The sequence below is a fragment of the Variovorax palleresanus genome (assembly GCF_051144945.1).
In the GTDB taxonomy this organism is placed as follows: domain Bacteria; phylum Pseudomonadota; class Gammaproteobacteria; order Burkholderiales; family Burkholderiaceae_C; genus Variovorax; species Variovorax paradoxus_S.
Window position 1 is genome coordinate 2,945,174 of the sequence record NZ_JBJNVP010000002.1, and the last position, 14,987, is coordinate 2,960,160.

General features: G+C 68.4%; 15 protein-coding genes. 2 read left to right on the forward strand and 13 right to left on the reverse strand.

The window, feature by feature from the left end; genetic code table 11:
- The first annotated feature begins 142 nt into the window (after positions 1–142).
- Positions 143–1,006, forward strand: a complete 864-nt coding sequence (locus ACJ7Z0_RS17810; protein WP_434792683.1) for an IclR family transcriptional regulator — start codon at positions 143–145, stop codon at positions 1,004–1,006.
- Positions 1,007–1,053: 47 nt separating this feature from the next.
- Here the strand turns inward: ACJ7Z0_RS17810 and ACJ7Z0_RS17815 are convergent, their stop codons facing one another.
- From ACJ7Z0_RS17815 to ACJ7Z0_RS17840, 6 genes are all read right to left on the reverse strand, one after another.
- Positions 1,054–1,275, reverse strand: coding sequence for a hypothetical protein (locus tag ACJ7Z0_RS17815; RefSeq protein ID WP_021005054.1), 222 nt, complete (start codon positions 1,273–1,275; stop codon positions 1,054–1,056).
- A gap of 48 nt (positions 1,276–1,323) precedes the next feature.
- Positions 1,324–1,986 carry an ABC-type transport auxiliary lipoprotein family protein gene (locus ACJ7Z0_RS17820; protein WP_434790895.1) on the reverse strand — a complete coding sequence of 221 codons (663 nt, stop codon included), beginning with the start codon at positions 1,984–1,986 and terminating at the stop codon, positions 1,324–1,326.
- Between the two features lie 14 nt (positions 1,987–2,000).
- A complete protein-coding gene (locus ACJ7Z0_RS17825; protein ID WP_434790896.1) occupies positions 2,001–2,972 on the reverse strand; it encodes an MlaD family protein in 972 nt (323 codons plus the stop codon).
- 14 nt (positions 2,973–2,986) lie between these two features.
- Positions 2,987–3,811: an ABC transporter ATP-binding protein gene (locus tag ACJ7Z0_RS17830; RefSeq protein WP_434790897.1), complete on the reverse strand. Its 825-nt coding sequence runs from the start codon at positions 3,809–3,811 to the stop codon at positions 2,987–2,989.
- A 61-nt stretch (positions 3,812–3,872) separates the two neighbouring features.
- Positions 3,873–5,039, reverse strand: a complete 1,167-nt coding sequence (locus ACJ7Z0_RS17835; RefSeq protein WP_434790898.1) for an MlaE family ABC transporter permease — start codon at positions 5,037–5,039, stop codon at positions 3,873–3,875.
- Between the two features lie 147 nt (positions 5,040–5,186).
- On the reverse strand, positions 5,187–6,092 hold the full coding sequence (locus tag ACJ7Z0_RS17840; protein WP_434790899.1) for a LysR family transcriptional regulator: 906 nt from the start codon (positions 6,090–6,092) through the stop codon (positions 5,187–5,189).
- Positions 6,093–6,224: 132 nt separating this feature from the next.
- On the opposite strand from ACJ7Z0_RS17840, the gene ACJ7Z0_RS17845 reads away from it, so the two are divergent.
- Complete coding sequence (locus ACJ7Z0_RS17845) at positions 6,225–7,856, forward strand: GMC family oxidoreductase (RefSeq protein ID WP_434790900.1); 1,632 nt, start codon at positions 6,225–6,227, stop codon at positions 7,854–7,856.
- Positions 7,857–8,180: 324 nt separating this feature from the next.
- Here the strand turns inward: ACJ7Z0_RS17845 and ACJ7Z0_RS17850 are convergent, their stop codons facing one another.
- From ACJ7Z0_RS17850 to ACJ7Z0_RS17880, 7 genes are read right to left on the reverse strand one after another with little or no spacing between them, the layout of a single operon-like run.
- On the reverse strand, positions 8,181–9,251 hold the full coding sequence (locus ACJ7Z0_RS17850) for an ABC transporter substrate-binding protein (protein WP_434790901.1): 1,071 nt from the start codon (positions 9,249–9,251) through the stop codon (positions 8,181–8,183).
- A gap of 12 nt (positions 9,252–9,263) precedes the next feature.
- Positions 9,264–10,409: an NAD(P)/FAD-dependent oxidoreductase gene (locus tag ACJ7Z0_RS17855; protein WP_434790902.1), complete on the reverse strand. Its 1,146-nt coding sequence runs from the start codon at positions 10,407–10,409 to the stop codon at positions 9,264–9,266.
- A complete protein-coding gene (locus ACJ7Z0_RS17860) occupies positions 10,406–11,821 on the reverse strand; it encodes an FAD/NAD(P)-dependent oxidoreductase (RefSeq protein WP_434790903.1) in 1,416 nt (471 codons plus the stop codon). The genes ACJ7Z0_RS17855 and ACJ7Z0_RS17860 overlap by 4 nt, the downstream gene beginning before the upstream one ends.
- Positions 11,818–12,126 (reverse strand): (2Fe-2S)-binding protein, encoded by a 309-nt coding sequence (locus tag ACJ7Z0_RS17865; protein ID WP_434790904.1) that lies wholly within the window; start codon positions 12,124–12,126, stop codon positions 11,818–11,820. The genes ACJ7Z0_RS17860 and ACJ7Z0_RS17865 overlap by 4 nt, the downstream gene beginning before the upstream one ends.
- The gene (locus tag ACJ7Z0_RS17870; RefSeq protein ID WP_369653730.1) at positions 12,127–12,921 is read right to left on the reverse strand and encodes an ABC transporter permease; all 795 of its coding nucleotides are present in this window, start codon (positions 12,919–12,921) and stop codon (positions 12,127–12,129) included.
- Between the two features lie 4 nt (positions 12,922–12,925).
- A complete protein-coding gene (locus tag ACJ7Z0_RS17875) occupies positions 12,926–13,789 on the reverse strand; it encodes an ABC transporter permease (protein ID WP_434790905.1) in 864 nt (287 codons plus the stop codon).
- Entirely contained in the window at positions 13,786–14,856 is a 1,071-nt protein-coding gene (locus tag ACJ7Z0_RS17880; RefSeq protein ID WP_431125668.1) for an ABC transporter ATP-binding protein, read from the reverse strand. The genes ACJ7Z0_RS17875 and ACJ7Z0_RS17880 overlap by 4 nt, the downstream gene beginning before the upstream one ends.
- Positions 14,857–14,987 lie beyond the last annotated feature (131 nt).

The following is a 14,987-nucleotide window of genomic DNA, read 5'->3' on the forward strand; positions in this document are numbered from 1 at the left end:
TGTCTCCGTCGGGTGGTGGGATGAATTTGAATTCGTCTAAAGCAAATGAATTCACGGTTAACGAATTTCCGAAGTGTAAGCCCCAGATCGGTTAATGTCTAATCCCTTCTTCATGAACGAACAATCAGACGCCAAGGCGGCCATGACAGCCAGTGACACCGACCGCGCCGCCCAGCGCGGCATCCAGAGCATCGAGGTGGGTGGCCAGCTGCTGCGCGCGCTGGTGCACCACGGCCGGCCGATGGCGCTGAAAGACCTGGCGCGGGAAGCCGACATGACGGCCGCCAAGGCTCATCCCTACATGGTGAGCTTCGGGCGGCTCGGCCTGATCGAGCAGGACCGCGCCAGCGGCCACTATCTGCTCGGCCCGCTGGCCTTGCAACTGGGGCTCATCAGCCTGCAGCAGGCCGACCCGGTGCACATTGCCACGCCGCTCATTGCCGAGGTGGCCCAGCGCATCGGCCACACGGTGGCGCTGGCGGTCTGGGGCGCGCGCGGCGCCACCATCGTGCGAACAGCCGAATCGCCATCGCCGGTGCACGTGAACATGCGGCACGGCACGGTGTTCTCACTCACCAACACGGCCTCGGGCCGCATCTTTGCCGCCTATCTCGCTGCCGACACGGTCAGGCAGCTGCTCGATGCCGAGCGCCAGCGGCAGAAGCAGCGCAAGGCCGGCGAGCAGCCGCCAGAGGCCGGCATGCCGCCGCAGCCGCCCCTGCCCTCGTGGAGCGAGTTCGAGCGCCAACTCGAGGAAGTGCGGGTGCACGGCATCAGCCGCTCCGAAGGCGAGGTGATCGAGGGCGTGAGCGCCATGGCGGCGCCGGTGTTCGACCACACGGGCGCCATCGTGCTGTCGGTCACGGCCATCGGCCCGGCCGCCATCTTCGACACCGCCTGGGACGGCGAAATCGCACGCGCGCTCAAGGCCTGCGCGGGCACGGTCTCCGGGCGGCTGGGGGCAACGCCTGCCGGAAAAAACGGTTCCGGAAAATCGGGTCCCTGACCCCGGGCTCGTCCCGCGATTCGGGCGTCCCGACCCGGATCAGCGGCTCAGCCCTTCTTGCCGCCCAGCAGCACCAGCGCGCCGCCCACCACGATGGCGGCCACGCTCGCCCAGGCGGGGAAGTTGACCTGCTGTTTCTCCTTCACCGAGAACTCCAGCGGGCCCAGCTTGGCCTGGTGCGTTTCCTTCGTGAAGCTGAAGCCGCCGAGCCCGAGCCCCGCGATGCCTGCGACGACGAGCAGGATGCCGATGATGCGTGTTGCGTTCATGTGGGTCTCCTCCGGTGATGAAAATTCGCCTTGCCTTGTGAACCGAGCTTACGGCCGCGCCTGCTGGTCCACCCACTGCACGACGTCTGCCACGGCCGCATCGGTGGCCGCGGCCAGCGCCTTGACGCCGCCTGGCGCGTCGGCGCTCGGCGCCGGACGGCGCACGGTGAAGGTGCGCTGGCCCACCACGCGGTCGCCGCCGCTGCCGCCGCGGATCAGCGTGGCGCGCAGCCGGACCAGGCCGACACTGCTGCCGGCCGATTCGAAGTAGTGGCTGAACTCGTCGAGCGAGATGCGCAGCGTGTCGGGCACCTTGCCCTCGGCGCGCGCGAGGGTTGCGCTTTCTTCCGGGCCGAGCACGGTGCGCCGCTCGGCGAGCGCATCGCGCAGCCGCTGGCGCAGCAGCTGCGCCGGCGGCAGGCTCCAGCGCGACTGGCCGTAGGGGCGCAGTTCGTTGGCATCGGCATAGCCGAGCCGATAAAGAATCTGCGTGCCGTCGAGCCGGGTGTTGCTCTCGATCTCGGCCAGCGCGAGCGTGGGCAGTGCGGCCGCGGGCGGCTGGGCGGCGGTGGCCGGCGCGGCAGCACCGGGCCCGAAGTCGTACAGCGTGGCGCGCACTGGCTTGTCCGGCAGCGCGCCGCAGCCGGCAATCATCAGCAGCGCCAGGCCGGCGGCGGCAAGCGCCGGAGTGCGAGTGGCATTGTTCTTCATGGTTGTCATCACCTTCAGGGGCGTGCCAGGGAATTGGTGGCCGGCGGCGCCGAGAAGCCAGGCTCCCCGGGCCCCGCGGCGGTGCCGCCACTGCCGAACAGCAGCGATTGCGGGTTGTCGTTGATGCCGTCCGCCGCGCGGCCGAGCCGGCGCACTGCGCGGGAGGTGTCGTCGGCCACGCGGTTCACGCGCGGCAGCGTGGCGGCATTGAAGGAATCGACCGCCTGCGCCAGCGCCTTGGTGCCGTCGCTCAGCCGCTCGACCGGGCCGTCCGGCGCGTTCAATCGGCCGACGGTGGTGTTGAAGTTGTTGGCCACGCGCGAGACGTCGCCGGCCGCCTTCTTCACCGTGGTCATCGTCTCTGGAAGCGCTGCCAGCGCGGGGTTCAACCCGGTCTTCACCGTGTTATCGAGCTGCTTGATGAGCGTGTTGGCGCTGGCTGAGGCCGCCGCGATGTTTTCGAGCGCGTCGGCCGTCCGCTTCTGGTTGTCGTCTCCCAGCAGGGTGTTGGCGCGCCTGGTCACTTCCTCGACCTGGTTGATGATCGATTCGCCTCGGTCCTGCAGCTGCGCCAGCATCGACGGCTTGAGCGGAATGCGCGGCGGATCGTCGTTGTTGGGCTTGAGCGCGACGTTCGATTCGCCCTTGTCGTCCAGCGCGATGAAGGCCAGGCCGGTCACGCCCTGGTAGCTCAGCGTGGCAAAGCTCGAGGTGGTGAGCGGCACGCGCTCGTCGACGCTGATGCGCACGCGCACGTTGCCCTTCACCTTGGGGTCGAAGTCGATCGACGCCACCTTGCCGACCGCGATGCCGCGGTAGCGCACCATGGCCTGCGGCTGCAGGCCGCTGACCGCGTCGCGGGTGGAGAGTTCGTAGATGTTGCGCACGGTGTTGTCGCGCGTGAACCAGACCACCAGCCCCACGAGCACGGCGATGAGGCCGAGCACGAAGGCACCGGCGGCAATGGCATGGGCTTTGTTTTCCATGATGTGGTTACCTTTCAGTGGCCCGCGCCGACGGGTGGCGGCGGGGCTTTGGCGGGTTTGTCATGCAGGGCCTCCAGGGCACGCTGGCCGCGCCCTCCCAGAAAATATTCGTGGATGAACGGATGCGGATACGTGATGACTTCGCGTGCCGATCCGCTGGTGATCACCTTGTGGTCGGCCAGCACCGCGATGCGGGTGCTCAGGTCGAACAGCGTGTCCAGGTCGTGCGTGACCATCACCACCGTCAGCCCCAGTTCGCGGTGCAGGCCGCGCAGCAGGTCGCAGAAGCTGTCGGAGGATTCGGGGTCGAGGCCGGCCGTGGGTTCGTCGAGCAGCAGCAGCGGCGGATCCATGATGAGCGCGCGCGCCAGCGCCACGCGCTTGATCATGCCGCCCGACAAGTCCGCCGGGCTCATGTTGGCGTGCCGGGGCTCCAGGCCCACCATCTGCAGCTTGACCAGCGCTGCGTTGCGGATCAGCTCGTCGGGCAAAAGCTTGAGCTCGCGCAGCGGAAAGGCAATGTTCTCGAGCACGCTGAAGGCCGAGAACAGCGCGCCATGCTGGAACAGCATGCCCACGTTGGCCGCGCCCTTGGCGCTGAGCTCGCCGGGCGCCCGGCCCAGCACCTCGACCGTGCCCTTCGATGGCTTTTCGAGGCCGAGGATCTGGCGCAGCAGCACCGTCTTGCCGGTGCCCGATCCGCCGACCAGTGAGAGCACCTCGCCGCGCTCGATGTGCAGGTCGAGGTCGCGGTGCACCACGACCTCGCCGTCGGCGTTCTTGAACACCGTCCAGAGCTTGCGGATGTCGACAACGACAGTGGTTGAGGATTCGCTCATTCGAATACCTCCGCGCTTCGCACTCCGGTGCGAGCCTCCTTCGGAGCGGCCGGGCGGCGGCTCATGCCCGGAACCCCACGCCCTTGAACAGCACCGCGAACAGCGCGTCGACCAAGATCACCGCGGTGATCGAGGTCACGACCGACGAGGTGGTGCCGCGCCCCAGGCTTTCGGTGTTGGGCTTCACCTTCATGCCGAAGTAGCAGCCGATCAGCGCAATCAGAATGCCGAACACCGCCGACTTCGCCAGCGCGAGCCAGAGGTTCGCGATCGGCACCGCGCGCGGCAGCGCCGACAGAAAGTACGAAGGCGAGATGTCGAGTGCGGCGTCGGCCGCGAGCATGCCGCCCACGAGCGCCGCCATCGAGGTCCAGAGGCTGATCAGCGGCATGGCGATGGCCAGCGCCATCACGCGCGGCATCACCAGCCTGAAGCCGTGCGGAATGCCCATCACGCGCATGGCGTCCAGCTCTTCGGTCACGCGCATCACCCCGATCTGCGCCGTGATGGCCGAGCCCGAGCGCCCGGCGATCAGCACCGCCGCAAGCACCGGCCCGAGCTCCCGGATCAGCGACAGCCCGAGGATGTTGACCACGAAGGCCTCGGCGCCGTATTGGCGCAGCTGCTGCGAGATCAGGTAGGCCAGCACCACGCCGATCAACAGGCCCACCAGCGCCGTGATGTGCAGCGCCGTGGCGCCGAACTGATAGAGATGCCCCGAAAAATCCCGCCAGGGCGCGCGGTGCGGCGCGCGCACGAGCGTGAAGGTATCCAGCGCGAGCTGGCCGATCAACCCGACGAAATCGCGCATTACCTCCAGCGCGCGCGGGCCGGTGTGCGAGAAATGCCGCAGCCGCTCGGCCAGCGTGGGCGGCGGCTCGTCGGGCGTTCCCACGGTGTACAGGGCCACCTGGTCGAGCACCGCCTTGTGCTGCGGCGACATCTCGAGCGTGGCCGGCCAGTCGTGGTGCCAGTGCTCCCACAGCAGCTGCGCGCCGATGTGGTCGAGCTGCTCGATGGGGCGCAGGTCCCAGGCGCGGTCTTCAGCCGGGGGCGCGTCCGCCAGGTCCTTGGTGAGCGCCTGCCACGAGGGGCGCGACGACATGGCCAGCGTGGTCCAGCGGCCGCTGGCCACGGTCCAGCGGCGGCCGTCCTGCTCGCGCTCTTCGACGCGCGGCAACACGCTGTCGGCGGCTGGTGCGTCGGCAGTCGAAGTTGCTAGGGACATGATGCGGCGGTGCAGGGCGAAGTAAGAAAAAGAGGCGGTCTCGATGGGCGCATCGTAACCGGATGAATCGGCTTTCTTCGTGCATTGCGGCTCCGGTTTGCGTAGGGCGGAACGCCGTCCGATGGAACATTCGCGGCTTTTTTGCGGTCAGTGCCAGGCCCGTGCCAGCGCGTTCCATGCGCTCGCGATCACGGGCTCGTTGCGCCGCGCCGCCAGCGAGACGAAGCGCAGCGCGCAGTCGAGCTGAACGCGGTCGGCCATCACGAGGCCGTGCGACTGGCTCTCGCGGATGGCGATCGAGTCGCGCAAGAGGCTCAGGCCCACGCCCGACTTCAGCAGGTCGAGCATCGAGGCTTCCTGGTCGACCAACGCCGCGCGTCGCGGTGAAAGCCCGAGCGGGCCGAACACTTTGTCGAGCAACCGATGGTGTGCGGACTCGGGCGGCGTGGCGAGCCAGGGCAGCGCGGCCAGCGCCTTCCAGTCGCGGCCCAGCACCTGCGGGCCCCAGCCCGCGGGCGCGACCACGCGGTAGGTGAAGCGCGTGAGCGTGCGCGCCGCGAGCAGCGCTGGCGCGGCGGCGTCGCCTTCGTCCGTGTCGAGGTGAAACCCCACGTCGAGCTCGCCGCGCAGCACCTGCGCCAGCACCGTGCCGCTCATGCCGTGGCGCAGCTCGGTTTCGATCTGCGGGGCCGATTCCACCAGTTCGCGCAAGAACACGCCGAGACGGGTGAACTCCGGATCGAGGATGGTGCCGATGCGCAGCGCCCCGCGCACCGTGCCCTGCAGGTTGCGCGCGGCCTGCTGCATGTCTCCCACGGCCGCGAGCACGCGCTCGGCCTGTGGCAGCAATGCCGCGCCGTCGGCCGTGAGTGCGAGCCCGTGTGGCGTGCGCGTGAAGAGTTGGAGCCCGGTTTCCTCGGCCAGGCGCTTGAGCTGCAGGCTCACCGCCGGCTGCGTGAGGTGCAGCCGCTCGGCCGCGCGCGACACGCTGCCTTCGCGCGCCGCGTGCACGAAGGCGCGCAAGATCTGGAGGTCCAAGCCGGCGGCAGTCATATAAGACCAATTTATAAGCTACTTGCGCCGAAATCATTGGCTTTTTAAGCGTGGCCTGGTGAAACTTCGGCCTGGGGCGCCTCATGGCGCCATGAGTATCAAAAATATCGTCCTCGGAGACAAGCAGCCGCCATGAGCAACGACAACACATTCGACTACATCGTCATCGGCGGTGGCACGGCGGGCGCCCTGATGTGCAACCGGCTGACCCGCAAATCGCAACAGCGCACGCTGCTGATCGAGGCCGGCCGCAAGGACGACTACCACTGGATCCACATTCCGGTGGGCTACCTGTACTGCATCGGCAATCCGCGCACCGACTGGCTCTACAGCACCGAGCCCGACGCGGGGCTCAATGGGCGCACGCTGCGCTACCCGCGCGGAAAGACGCTGGGCGGCTGCTCCAGCATCAACGGCATGATCTACATGCGCGGCCAGTCACGAGACTACGACCAGTGGGCGCAGCTCACGGGCGACGACGCCTGGCGCTGGGAAAACGTGCTGCCCGATTTCAAGAAGCACGAGGACTACTACCTTGGCGCCGACGAGATGCACGGTGCCGGCGGCGAATGGCGGGTGGAGAAGCAGCGGCTGCGCTGGGACATCCTCGAAGCCTTTGCCGAAGCCGCTGTGGAGGCCGGCGTGCCGCACAGCACCGACTTCAACCGCGGCAGCAACGAAGGCGTCGGCTACTTCCAGGTCAACCAGAAGAACGGCTGGCGCTGGAACACCGCCAAGGCCTTCCTGCGGCCGGTCTGCTACGGCCGGCCCAACTTCGAGATGTGGGTCAACGCGCATGTCACCAAGCTGATCATCGAGACCCAGCCCGACGGCAGCCGGCGCTGCACCGGCGTGCAGGTGTGGGACGGCCACGAGATGGTGACGGCGCACGCCACGCGCGAGGTGGTGCTCTGCGCCGGCAGCATCGGCTCGCCGCAGATCCTGCAGCTTTCGGGCATTGGCCCGGCAGAGTTGCTGCGCCAGCACGGCATCGATGTGGTGCTCGATGCGCCCGGCGTCGGCGCCAACCTGCAGGACCACCTGCAGATTCGCGCGGTCTACAAGATCAACGGCGCGCCCACGCTCAACGTGCTGGCTTCGTCCATGTACGGCAAGGCGAAGATCGGGCTCGAATACCTGATGAAGCGCAGCGGGCCGATGAGCATGGCGCCCTCGCAACTCGGCGCCTTCACGCGCAGCTCGCCCGATCATGAGTGGCCCAACCTCGAGTACCACGTGCAGCCGCTGTCGCTCGATGCCTTCGGCGAGCCGCTGCACAGCTTTCCGGCCTTTACCGCGAGCGTGTGCAACCTCAACCCCACGAGCCGCGGCACCGTGCGCATCAAGAGCCCGCGCTTCCAGGATGCGCCCGCGATTGCGCCCAACTACCTGAGCACCGACGAAGACCGCAAGGTGGCGGCCGATTCGCTGCGCGTGACACGCCGCATCGCCTCGCAGCCCGCGCTTGCCAAGTACAAGCCCGAGGAATGGAAGCCCGGCGTGCAGTACCAGAGCGACGAAGACCTGGCGCGCCTGGCCGGCGACATCGCGACCACCATCTTCCATCCGGTCGGCACTACCCGGATGGGCGCCGACGGCGACCCGATGGCGGTGCTCGATTCGAAGCTGCGTGTGCGCGGGGTGCAGGGCCTGCGCGTGGTCGACGCGGGTGCGATGCCCACCATCACCAGCGGCAACACGAACAGCCCGACGTTGATGATGGCCGAGAAGGCTGCGGGGTGGATTCTGGAAGCGAATCGCTGAGGCGTTTGTTCGGGGCTGTTGCTGTTTCGGGGCGCTGTTGTTCGGGGCGCTGCTGTTCAGGGCGCGTGCAAAGGCCACCGGGTACTCCCCTCCGCGAATGTCCCCCGCCTTCGGCTCCTCCTTTATTTCGCTGCGGGGAGCACCCGATGCCCTGTGCACTGGGGCACGCTGCCGGTGTTCCGCCGATCAACGACCGTCGCGCATAACGCTCACGTCGATGGGGTGCCTTGCGCAGCGAAATAAAGGAGGAGGCCGCAGGCCGGGGGACATTCGCGGAGCAAGGTACCCCGTCGGCGGGAGCGCGCCCCGAACGTCCGAGGCCAATCACTTCTCGATCGTCTTGTTCCAACGCGCATTCCAAGCAGGACGGTTCGCATTGATGCTGTCCCAGTCAATGGTGACCGCGGTCTTCATCCACTGGTTGATGTCGGCCACCTGCTTCACGCCATCGCCCACGGCCGGAGCCTTGGGGTTGGTGGGAATTTGCGCGCCGTACTGCAACACATTGGCCTGAGCCAGCGGGCTCAGCAGGAACTCGGCGAGCTTCTGCGACAGCTCGGGCTCGCTGTTGTTCGCAATCACGCACTGGCCCACCATCAGCACCACCGCGCCTTCCTTCGGCGGCGCGTATTCCACCGGTATGCCCTTGGTCTTCAGCGCGGCCACGGCCGTAGGCGTGAGCGGGAAGATCGCGGCTTCGCCGGTCTGCACCATTTCCGACAGCTTGGCCGAACTCGGGATGTACTCGAGCACGTTCGGGCCAATGCTGGTGGGCCAGGCCTTGAAGCCGGGCTCCACGTTCTTGTCGTTGCCGCCCTGGATGCGGTTGAACATCAGGAAGCCATGCAGCCCGAACGACGATGAAGACATCGACTGGAACACCACCTTGCCCTTGTACTTGGGGTCGGCCAGGTCCATCCACGACGTGGGCGCGGCCCAGCCCTTTTCCTTGAACATCTTCGCGTTGTAGGCCAGGCCCGTCATGCCCAGGCTCACGCCGCTGGCCATGTCGTCCTTGAAGCGCGCAGCCGGGTAGATTTCTGCGAGCGACGGATTGGACCGCTGCTTCTGGCACAGACCCATGCCGATGGCGCGCACCATGATGCCGTCGTCCAGGAACATCACGTGCATCTGCGGCCGGTCCTTGTTGGCCTGCGCCTTCGCGAGGATGTCGGACGAGGTGCCCGGCACCACCACCACCTTGGCGCCATGGAGCTTCTCGAAGGCTGGGAACACGTACTGCGTGTACGCCTTCTCCATGGTGCCGCCGTTCATGCCGATGTAGAGCGTCTTGGTCTGCGCGCCGGCCGCGCCGCCGGCCGCGAGCGCGGCAACCGCCGCCGCACCGAGCACGGTCCGGCGAAGAGAGAAAAAGGTCTTCTGGAAACGGAACATGGTGTTTTCCTTTCAGGGTGGGGTGGGGGTGGTTGGTTCTTCTGCAAAGAAGCGTTCGATCGAAAAGGCCTGGATCGGCGTGCTGCTGCGGCCGTCGCGCACCAGTTCGGCCAGCACTTCTCCAGCCGCGGGGCCGATCTGGAAGCCCGCGCCCGAAAAGCCGAAGCCATGGAACAGCCCGGGCGTGGTGCGGCTGGGCCCGAGCACCGGCTCGCGGTCGGGCAGGTAGCCTTCGGTGCCGCTCCAGGTGCGGATGAAGTGCGCGTGGCGCAGCGCGGGCAGCAGCTCGATGGCCTGTGCCGCGAGCGTGGCGATGGCGTCGCTGCCGGCGCGGGCGCGGTCGGCGTCGACCGCGATGCCCGCGCCGCCGCCGAGCACGAGGTTGCCGCGCGCCACCTGCCGGCCGTAGATGCCGCCGCCCTCCACGCCGAGGCTCCAGTCCATGAAATGCGGCATCGGCTCGGTCACCACCATCACGGGGTTGCCCGAGCGCAGCGGCACGGTTTCGTCGAATCGGGTCGCGATCGGGCCGGACCAGGCGCCCGCGCAGTTGAGCAGCACGGGCGCGTGCACTTCGAGCGCATTGCCCGAGCGCAGCATGAACATCGCGCCGTCGTGCGCCACTTCTTCGACCGCGTGGCGCTCGAAGACTTGCGCGCCCGCGTGCTGCGCCGCGAGCGCGAAGGCCGGCGACACCAGCCGCGGATTGGCCTGCCCGTCTTCCACGCACAGCGAGCCGCCGACAGCGCGCGCACCGAGCCACGGGCAGCGCTCGCGCAGTCGGGCATCGGAGATCAATTCGAGCCCGAGGTCGAAGTCCAGGCTTTGGGAGCGGTAGCGTTCAAGCGAGGCCATGTCCGACTCGCTGCGCGCGATCTTGAAATGGCCCGAGCGCAGATATTCGCCGTCGGTGCCGATCAGCGAAGGCAGGCCGCCCCAGATTTGGTGCGCGCGTTGCGCGAGCGGCAACTGGCTCAGCGGGCGCCCCTGGCGCCGCACGCCGCCGAAGTTCACACCGCTGGAGCGCGAGCCGCAGAGGTCGCGCTCCAGCAGCGCCACGCCGATGCCCATCTGCCGCAGCGCGAGCGCGGCCGAAGAGCCGACGATGCCGCCGCCGACAATGGCCACGTCGGTGCGCAGGGTCTTGATCGAACTCATGCGCCAGCGCCTTCAGCGGACTCGCGCACGGCGAGCTGGATCGGAATCGGCTTGATCGGCGCCTGCCCGCGCAGCCGTCCGACCTGCTGCAATGGCAGCCCCGTGGCGTGCGCGAGGATCTCGGCCGCGGCCACGCCGCACATGCGGCCCTGGCAACGGCCCATGCCAACGCGCGACAGGGCCTTGAGGCGGTTCATTTCGTCGGCGCCGTTGACGGAAACGGCCTGGCGCAGCGTGCCGGCCGTGATGTTCTCGCAGCGGCAGACCACCAGTTCGTCGGGCGCTTGCGCGGCCCAGTCGTGCGGCACCGGGAAGGCGCGTTCCAGCCCCTCGCGAAATCCGCCGAGCTTGTGGAGCTTGCGTTCGAGCGTTTCGGCGCGCGCGGGGTCGACGGCGACGCCATGGTCGGCCAGCAGCGCGAGCGCGGCGCGTTCGCCGGCCCATTCGGCCGCATCGGCACCCATGATGCCGGCGCCGTCGCCCGCGAGGTACACGCCCTGCACGCTGGAACGGCCGGCCGCATCGCGCACCGGCAGGTGGGCGCGGTGCAGCGGTGCAAATTCGAAGCGGCAGCCGAGCAGATCGGCCAGCTGGGTTTCGGAGCGCAGCGCATAGCCGAAGCCGACGGCATCGCAGGGCAGCGTGCGTTCTTCGCGGCCGTCGTGCCACGCCACGCCGGCCACGCGGCTTTCGGCGGCGTCGCCGAGCACGCGCAACGGCCGCACGCCGCCGTGCAGCGCCACGCCATGCGCGCGCAGCCAGGCCACGTAGTACACGCCTTTTGCGAACACCGCGGGTTGACGGAGCATCGCGGGCGTGGCGGCCAGCTGGTCGGCGAGCCGCGCCGTGTCGAGCACTGCGGCCACCTTCGCGCCGGCCTTTGCGTACTGATAGGCCACCAGGTAAAGCAACGGGCCGGTGCCCATGAACACCACGCGCTGCCCGATGGCGCAGCCCTGGAACTTGAGTGCGACCTGCGCGCCGCCCAGCGTGTAGACGCCGGGCAGTGTCCAGCCGGGCACCGGCAGCACGCGGTCGGTGGCGCCGGTGGCAACGATCAGCTGGCCGTAGGGCACGCCGGAGGTGCTGCGCGTCGGGCCGTGCAGCACGTCGAGCCGGCCGCCGTGCGCGTTCCACACCAGGCTGTCGGGGCGGTAGTCGATGCGATCCCGCAGCGCGTCGAAGGCCGCGTGCACCGCATCGGCACGGCGTGCCTCGAACCCGTAGAGTGCCTGCGCGCTGCGCTGGGCCAGGCTCGCGGGCGGGCGCCGGTAGATCTGGCCGCCGGCGCGCGAAGCTTCGTCGATCACCGTTGGCCGCACACCGTGGGCCACCAGCGCCTCTGCGGCGCGCACGCCCGCCGGGCCCGCGCCGACGATCACCGGCCGCAATGCGGAAGAGGAAGCCGTCATGCGCCGCTCCTTCCGGTGACCAGCGCCATGCCCGGCGCAATGAAGGTGGAGCAGGCGCGCAGGCGCTCGCCTTGCTCGGTGGCGATCCAGCAATCCTGGCAGGCGCCCATCATGCAGAAGCCCGCGCGCGGTGCGCCGCTGAATTCGTTGCGCCGCAACTGGGCGGCCTGCGTGAGCACGGCCGTGAGCACCGTGTCGCCCGCGAGCGCGGAGGCGGGCTCGCCGTCGAGCGTGAAGAGCACCGCGGCGCGGCCGGTCTCGGCCACGCGGTGCAGCAGCGGTTGATGAAGAGGCGGAAGGCTCATCTATCGGCGCCCCACCAGCACGCGGTCCAGCCCGTAGACGCGGTCGAGCACCACCATCGCGATGGCCGTCACCGCCACCATCAGCGCCGACACCGCCGCCATCAGCGGATCGATCGACTCCGTGGCATACATGTACATGCGCACCGGCAGCGTCACCGTGCTGGGCGAGGTGACGAAGATCGACATCGTCACTTCATCGAAGCTGTTGATGAAGGCCAGCAGCCAGCCGCCCGTGACGCCCGGCAGGATCATCGGCAGCGTGATGCGCCGGAACATCGTGGCCTGGCTCGCGCCCAGCGAGAGCGCGGCCTGCTCGGCGCTGCGGTCGAAGCCCACGAGCGCGGCCACCACGAGGCGCAGCGTGTAGGGCGTGACGATCAGCGCATGCGCCATCACCAGCCAGCCGAAGCTGCCCGTGCCGCCCACCAGCGCAAAGAGGCGCAGCAGCGCCACGCCCAGCACCAGGTGCGGAATGATCAGCGGCGAGAGGAACAGTCCGTTGAGGAAGTCGCGCCCCGGGAACGCGTAGCGCGTGATCGCCATGCCGGCCGGCACCGCGATCAGCGTGGCGATGGTGGCCGAGGCCAGCGCGAGCCACAGGCTGTTCCAGAACGACTGCATGAAGTCCGGGTGCGCGAACACCGCCTTGAACCAGCGCAGCGAGAAGTGCGTGGTCGGAATGGTCAATGTGTTCTCGGGCGTGAACGCGACGATGCACACCACCACGAGCGGCGCCAGCATGAAGGTGATGACGAGCGCGTTGAACGCGAGGGCGAGGGGGCCGTTCTTGCTCATCTGATCACCCCAGTGCCTTTTTGTAGCGGCCTTCGACGAGGCGGTTGTAGCTCAGCATCACGACGAGATTCGCTGCCAGCAGAACCAGCGCAACGGCGGCGCCGAGGGGCCAGTTGAGTTCGTGCAGGTATTCGTCGTAAACGACGGTGGCGACCATCTTCAATCGACGCCCGCCGAGCAACCCCGGAATCGCGAACGAACTGGCGGCCAGGCCGAACACGATCAGGCTGCCCGAGAGAATGCCCGGCATCACCTGCGGCAGCACGATGCGCCTGAGCGTGGTGAAGGGCGAGGCCCTGAGCGACAGCGCCGCGTTCTCCACGCCCGCGTCGAGCTTCTGCAGCGAGGTCCAGACCGGAATCACCATGAAGGGCAGCATCACGTGCACCAGCGCCACGATCACCGCGATCTCGGTGTAGAGCATCTTCACCGGCCCGATGCCGACCAGCCGCAGCAGGCCGTTCACCGCGCCCTCGGGTCCGAGCAGCATGCTCCAACCGAAGGCGCGCACCACCACCGAAACGAGCAGCGGCGCCAGCACCACCAAGAGCAGCACCGAGCGCCACGGGTTGCGCATGCGGCTCAGCACATAGGCCTCGGGCGCGCCGACCAGCACGCAGATCAGCGTGACGACGCCCGAGATCCAGAAGGTGCGCCAGAAGATGCCGTGGTAGTACGAGTCGGTGAAAACCTGCGCGTAGTGCTCGAGCGTGAACTCGCCGGCTTTCGGCCCGGTGGCCGGGTCGTAGACGTTGAACGACAGCACGGCGGTGAGCGCGAGCGGCACCAGCAGCAGGGCCGCGAACAGCAGCAGCGCGGGGCCCGACAGCCACCACGGCGTGGCCGCCTTGCGGGTCGAACCGCTCACGCCGCCACCGCCTCGTCGGCCGGCAGCAGGCGCGTGCAATGCGCGGGCCAGTCGATGCCGGCGTCGCTGCCTTCGTCGAGCGCGTCGCGGCCGTCGTTGGGGCTCAGCACCGTCAGGTCGCCGGCGTGCGTGCTCAGGCGATAAAGCCACTGGCTGCCGAGGAAGAAGCGTTCCTGCACCGTGCCGTCGAGCCGGCCGCGGCCGGCCTCCACCAGCTGCAGCTTCTCGGGCCGCACGCTCATCAGCACGGCCGCGCCCGAGCTGTAGCCGGTGTCGTCCACCTCGACCGCGAGCGCGCCGACCGCGACATGGCAGCTGCGCGCGCCGCAGGCCGTGACGCGGCCATTCAGCAGGTTGGCCTTGCCCACGAAGGTGGAGATGAAGCGCGTGCTCGGGTGCTCGTACACGCGGTGCGGATGGTCGATCTGCGTGGCGCAGCCGCCTTCCATCACCACCACGCGGTCGCTGATGGACATGGCCTCGCTCTGGTCGTGCGTGACCATCACCGTGGTGGTGCCGACCTTGCGCTGGATCTGGCGCAGCTCGAACTGCATCTCTTCGCGCAGCTTGGCGTCGAGGTTGGACAGCGGCTCGTCCAGCAGCAGCACCGGCGGCTCGATCACCAGCGCGCGCGCCAGCGCCACCCGCTGGCGCTGCCCGCCCGAGAGCTCGCGCGGGTAGCGCGTGGCGTGCGCTTCGAGATGAACCAGCGCCAGCGCCTGCTTCACCCGCTCGATGCGTTCGGACTTCGGCATCTTGCGCATCTCTAGGCCGAAGCTCACGTTGTCGGCCACGGTCATGTGCGGAAAGAGGGCGTAGGTCTGGAACACGATGCCCAGGCCGCGCGTGTTGGCCTTGGCATGCGTGATGTCCTTGCCCGCCAGCTCGATGCGCCCGCTGGAGACCGCCTCGAAGCCCGCGATCATCTGCAGCGTCGTGGTCTTGCCGCAGCCCGAAGGGCCGAGCAGCGAGACGAACTCGCCCTTCTCCACCGTGAGGTTCATGGCCGACACGGCGCGCGTGGCGCCGTAGAACTTGGTCACGTCGGTGAGCCGTAGGAATGACATGGAAGGGCCTTTCTGCGCGGTCGTGGATGGCGTGCAGCACCTTGGTGCACGCCATGGACAAGAGAGAACTTTCAATTCACTCTATTGCAACGATCACGCCAGTTCGCCTCGGGTATTCCATTAATCAGAAT

Bases quoted from the DNA above. Each gene is read 5' to 3' on its own strand.
- ACJ7Z0_RS17810 (WP_434792683.1), top strand. From the start codon at position 143: ATGACAGCCAGTGACACCGACCGCGCCGCCCAGCGCGGCATCCAGAGC.
- ACJ7Z0_RS17815 (WP_021005054.1), bottom strand. From the start codon at position 1,275: ATGAACGCAACACGCATCATCGGCATCCTGCTCGTCGTCGCAGGCATC.
- ACJ7Z0_RS17820 (WP_434790895.1), bottom strand. From the start codon at position 1,986: ATGAAGAACAATGCCACTCGCACTCCGGCGCTTGCCGCCGCCGGCCTG.
- ACJ7Z0_RS17825 (WP_434790896.1), bottom strand. From the start codon at position 2,972: ATGGAAAACAAAGCCCATGCCATTGCCGCCGGTGCCTTCGTGCTCGGC.
- ACJ7Z0_RS17830 (WP_434790897.1), bottom strand. From the start codon at position 3,811: ATGAGCGAATCCTCAACCACTGTCGTTGTCGACATCCGCAAGCTCTGG.
- ACJ7Z0_RS17835 (WP_434790898.1), bottom strand. From the start codon at position 5,039: ATGTCCCTAGCAACTTCGACTGCCGACGCACCAGCCGCCGACAGCGTG.
- ACJ7Z0_RS17840 (WP_434790899.1), bottom strand. From the start codon at position 6,092: ATGACTGCCGCCGGCTTGGACCTCCAGATCTTGCGCGCCTTCGTGCAC.
- ACJ7Z0_RS17845 (WP_434790900.1), top strand. From the start codon at position 6,225: ATGAGCAACGACAACACATTCGACTACATCGTCATCGGCGGTGGCACG.
- ACJ7Z0_RS17850 (WP_434790901.1), bottom strand. From the start codon at position 9,251: ATGTTCCGTTTCCAGAAGACCTTTTTCTCTCTTCGCCGGACCGTGCTC.
- ACJ7Z0_RS17855 (WP_434790902.1), bottom strand. From the start codon at position 10,409: ATGAGTTCGATCAAGACCCTGCGCACCGACGTGGCCATTGTCGGCGGC.
- ACJ7Z0_RS17860 (WP_434790903.1), bottom strand. From the start codon at position 11,821: ATGACGGCTTCCTCTTCCGCATTGCGGCCGGTGATCGTCGGCGCGGGC.
- ACJ7Z0_RS17865 (WP_434790904.1), bottom strand. From the start codon at position 12,126: ATGAGCCTTCCGCCTCTTCATCAACCGCTGCTGCACCGCGTGGCCGAG.
- ACJ7Z0_RS17870 (WP_369653730.1), bottom strand. From the start codon at position 12,921: ATGAGCAAGAACGGCCCCCTCGCCCTCGCGTTCAACGCGCTCGTCATC.
- ACJ7Z0_RS17880 (WP_431125668.1), bottom strand. From the start codon at position 14,856: ATGTCATTCCTACGGCTCACCGACGTGACCAAGTTCTACGGCGCCACG.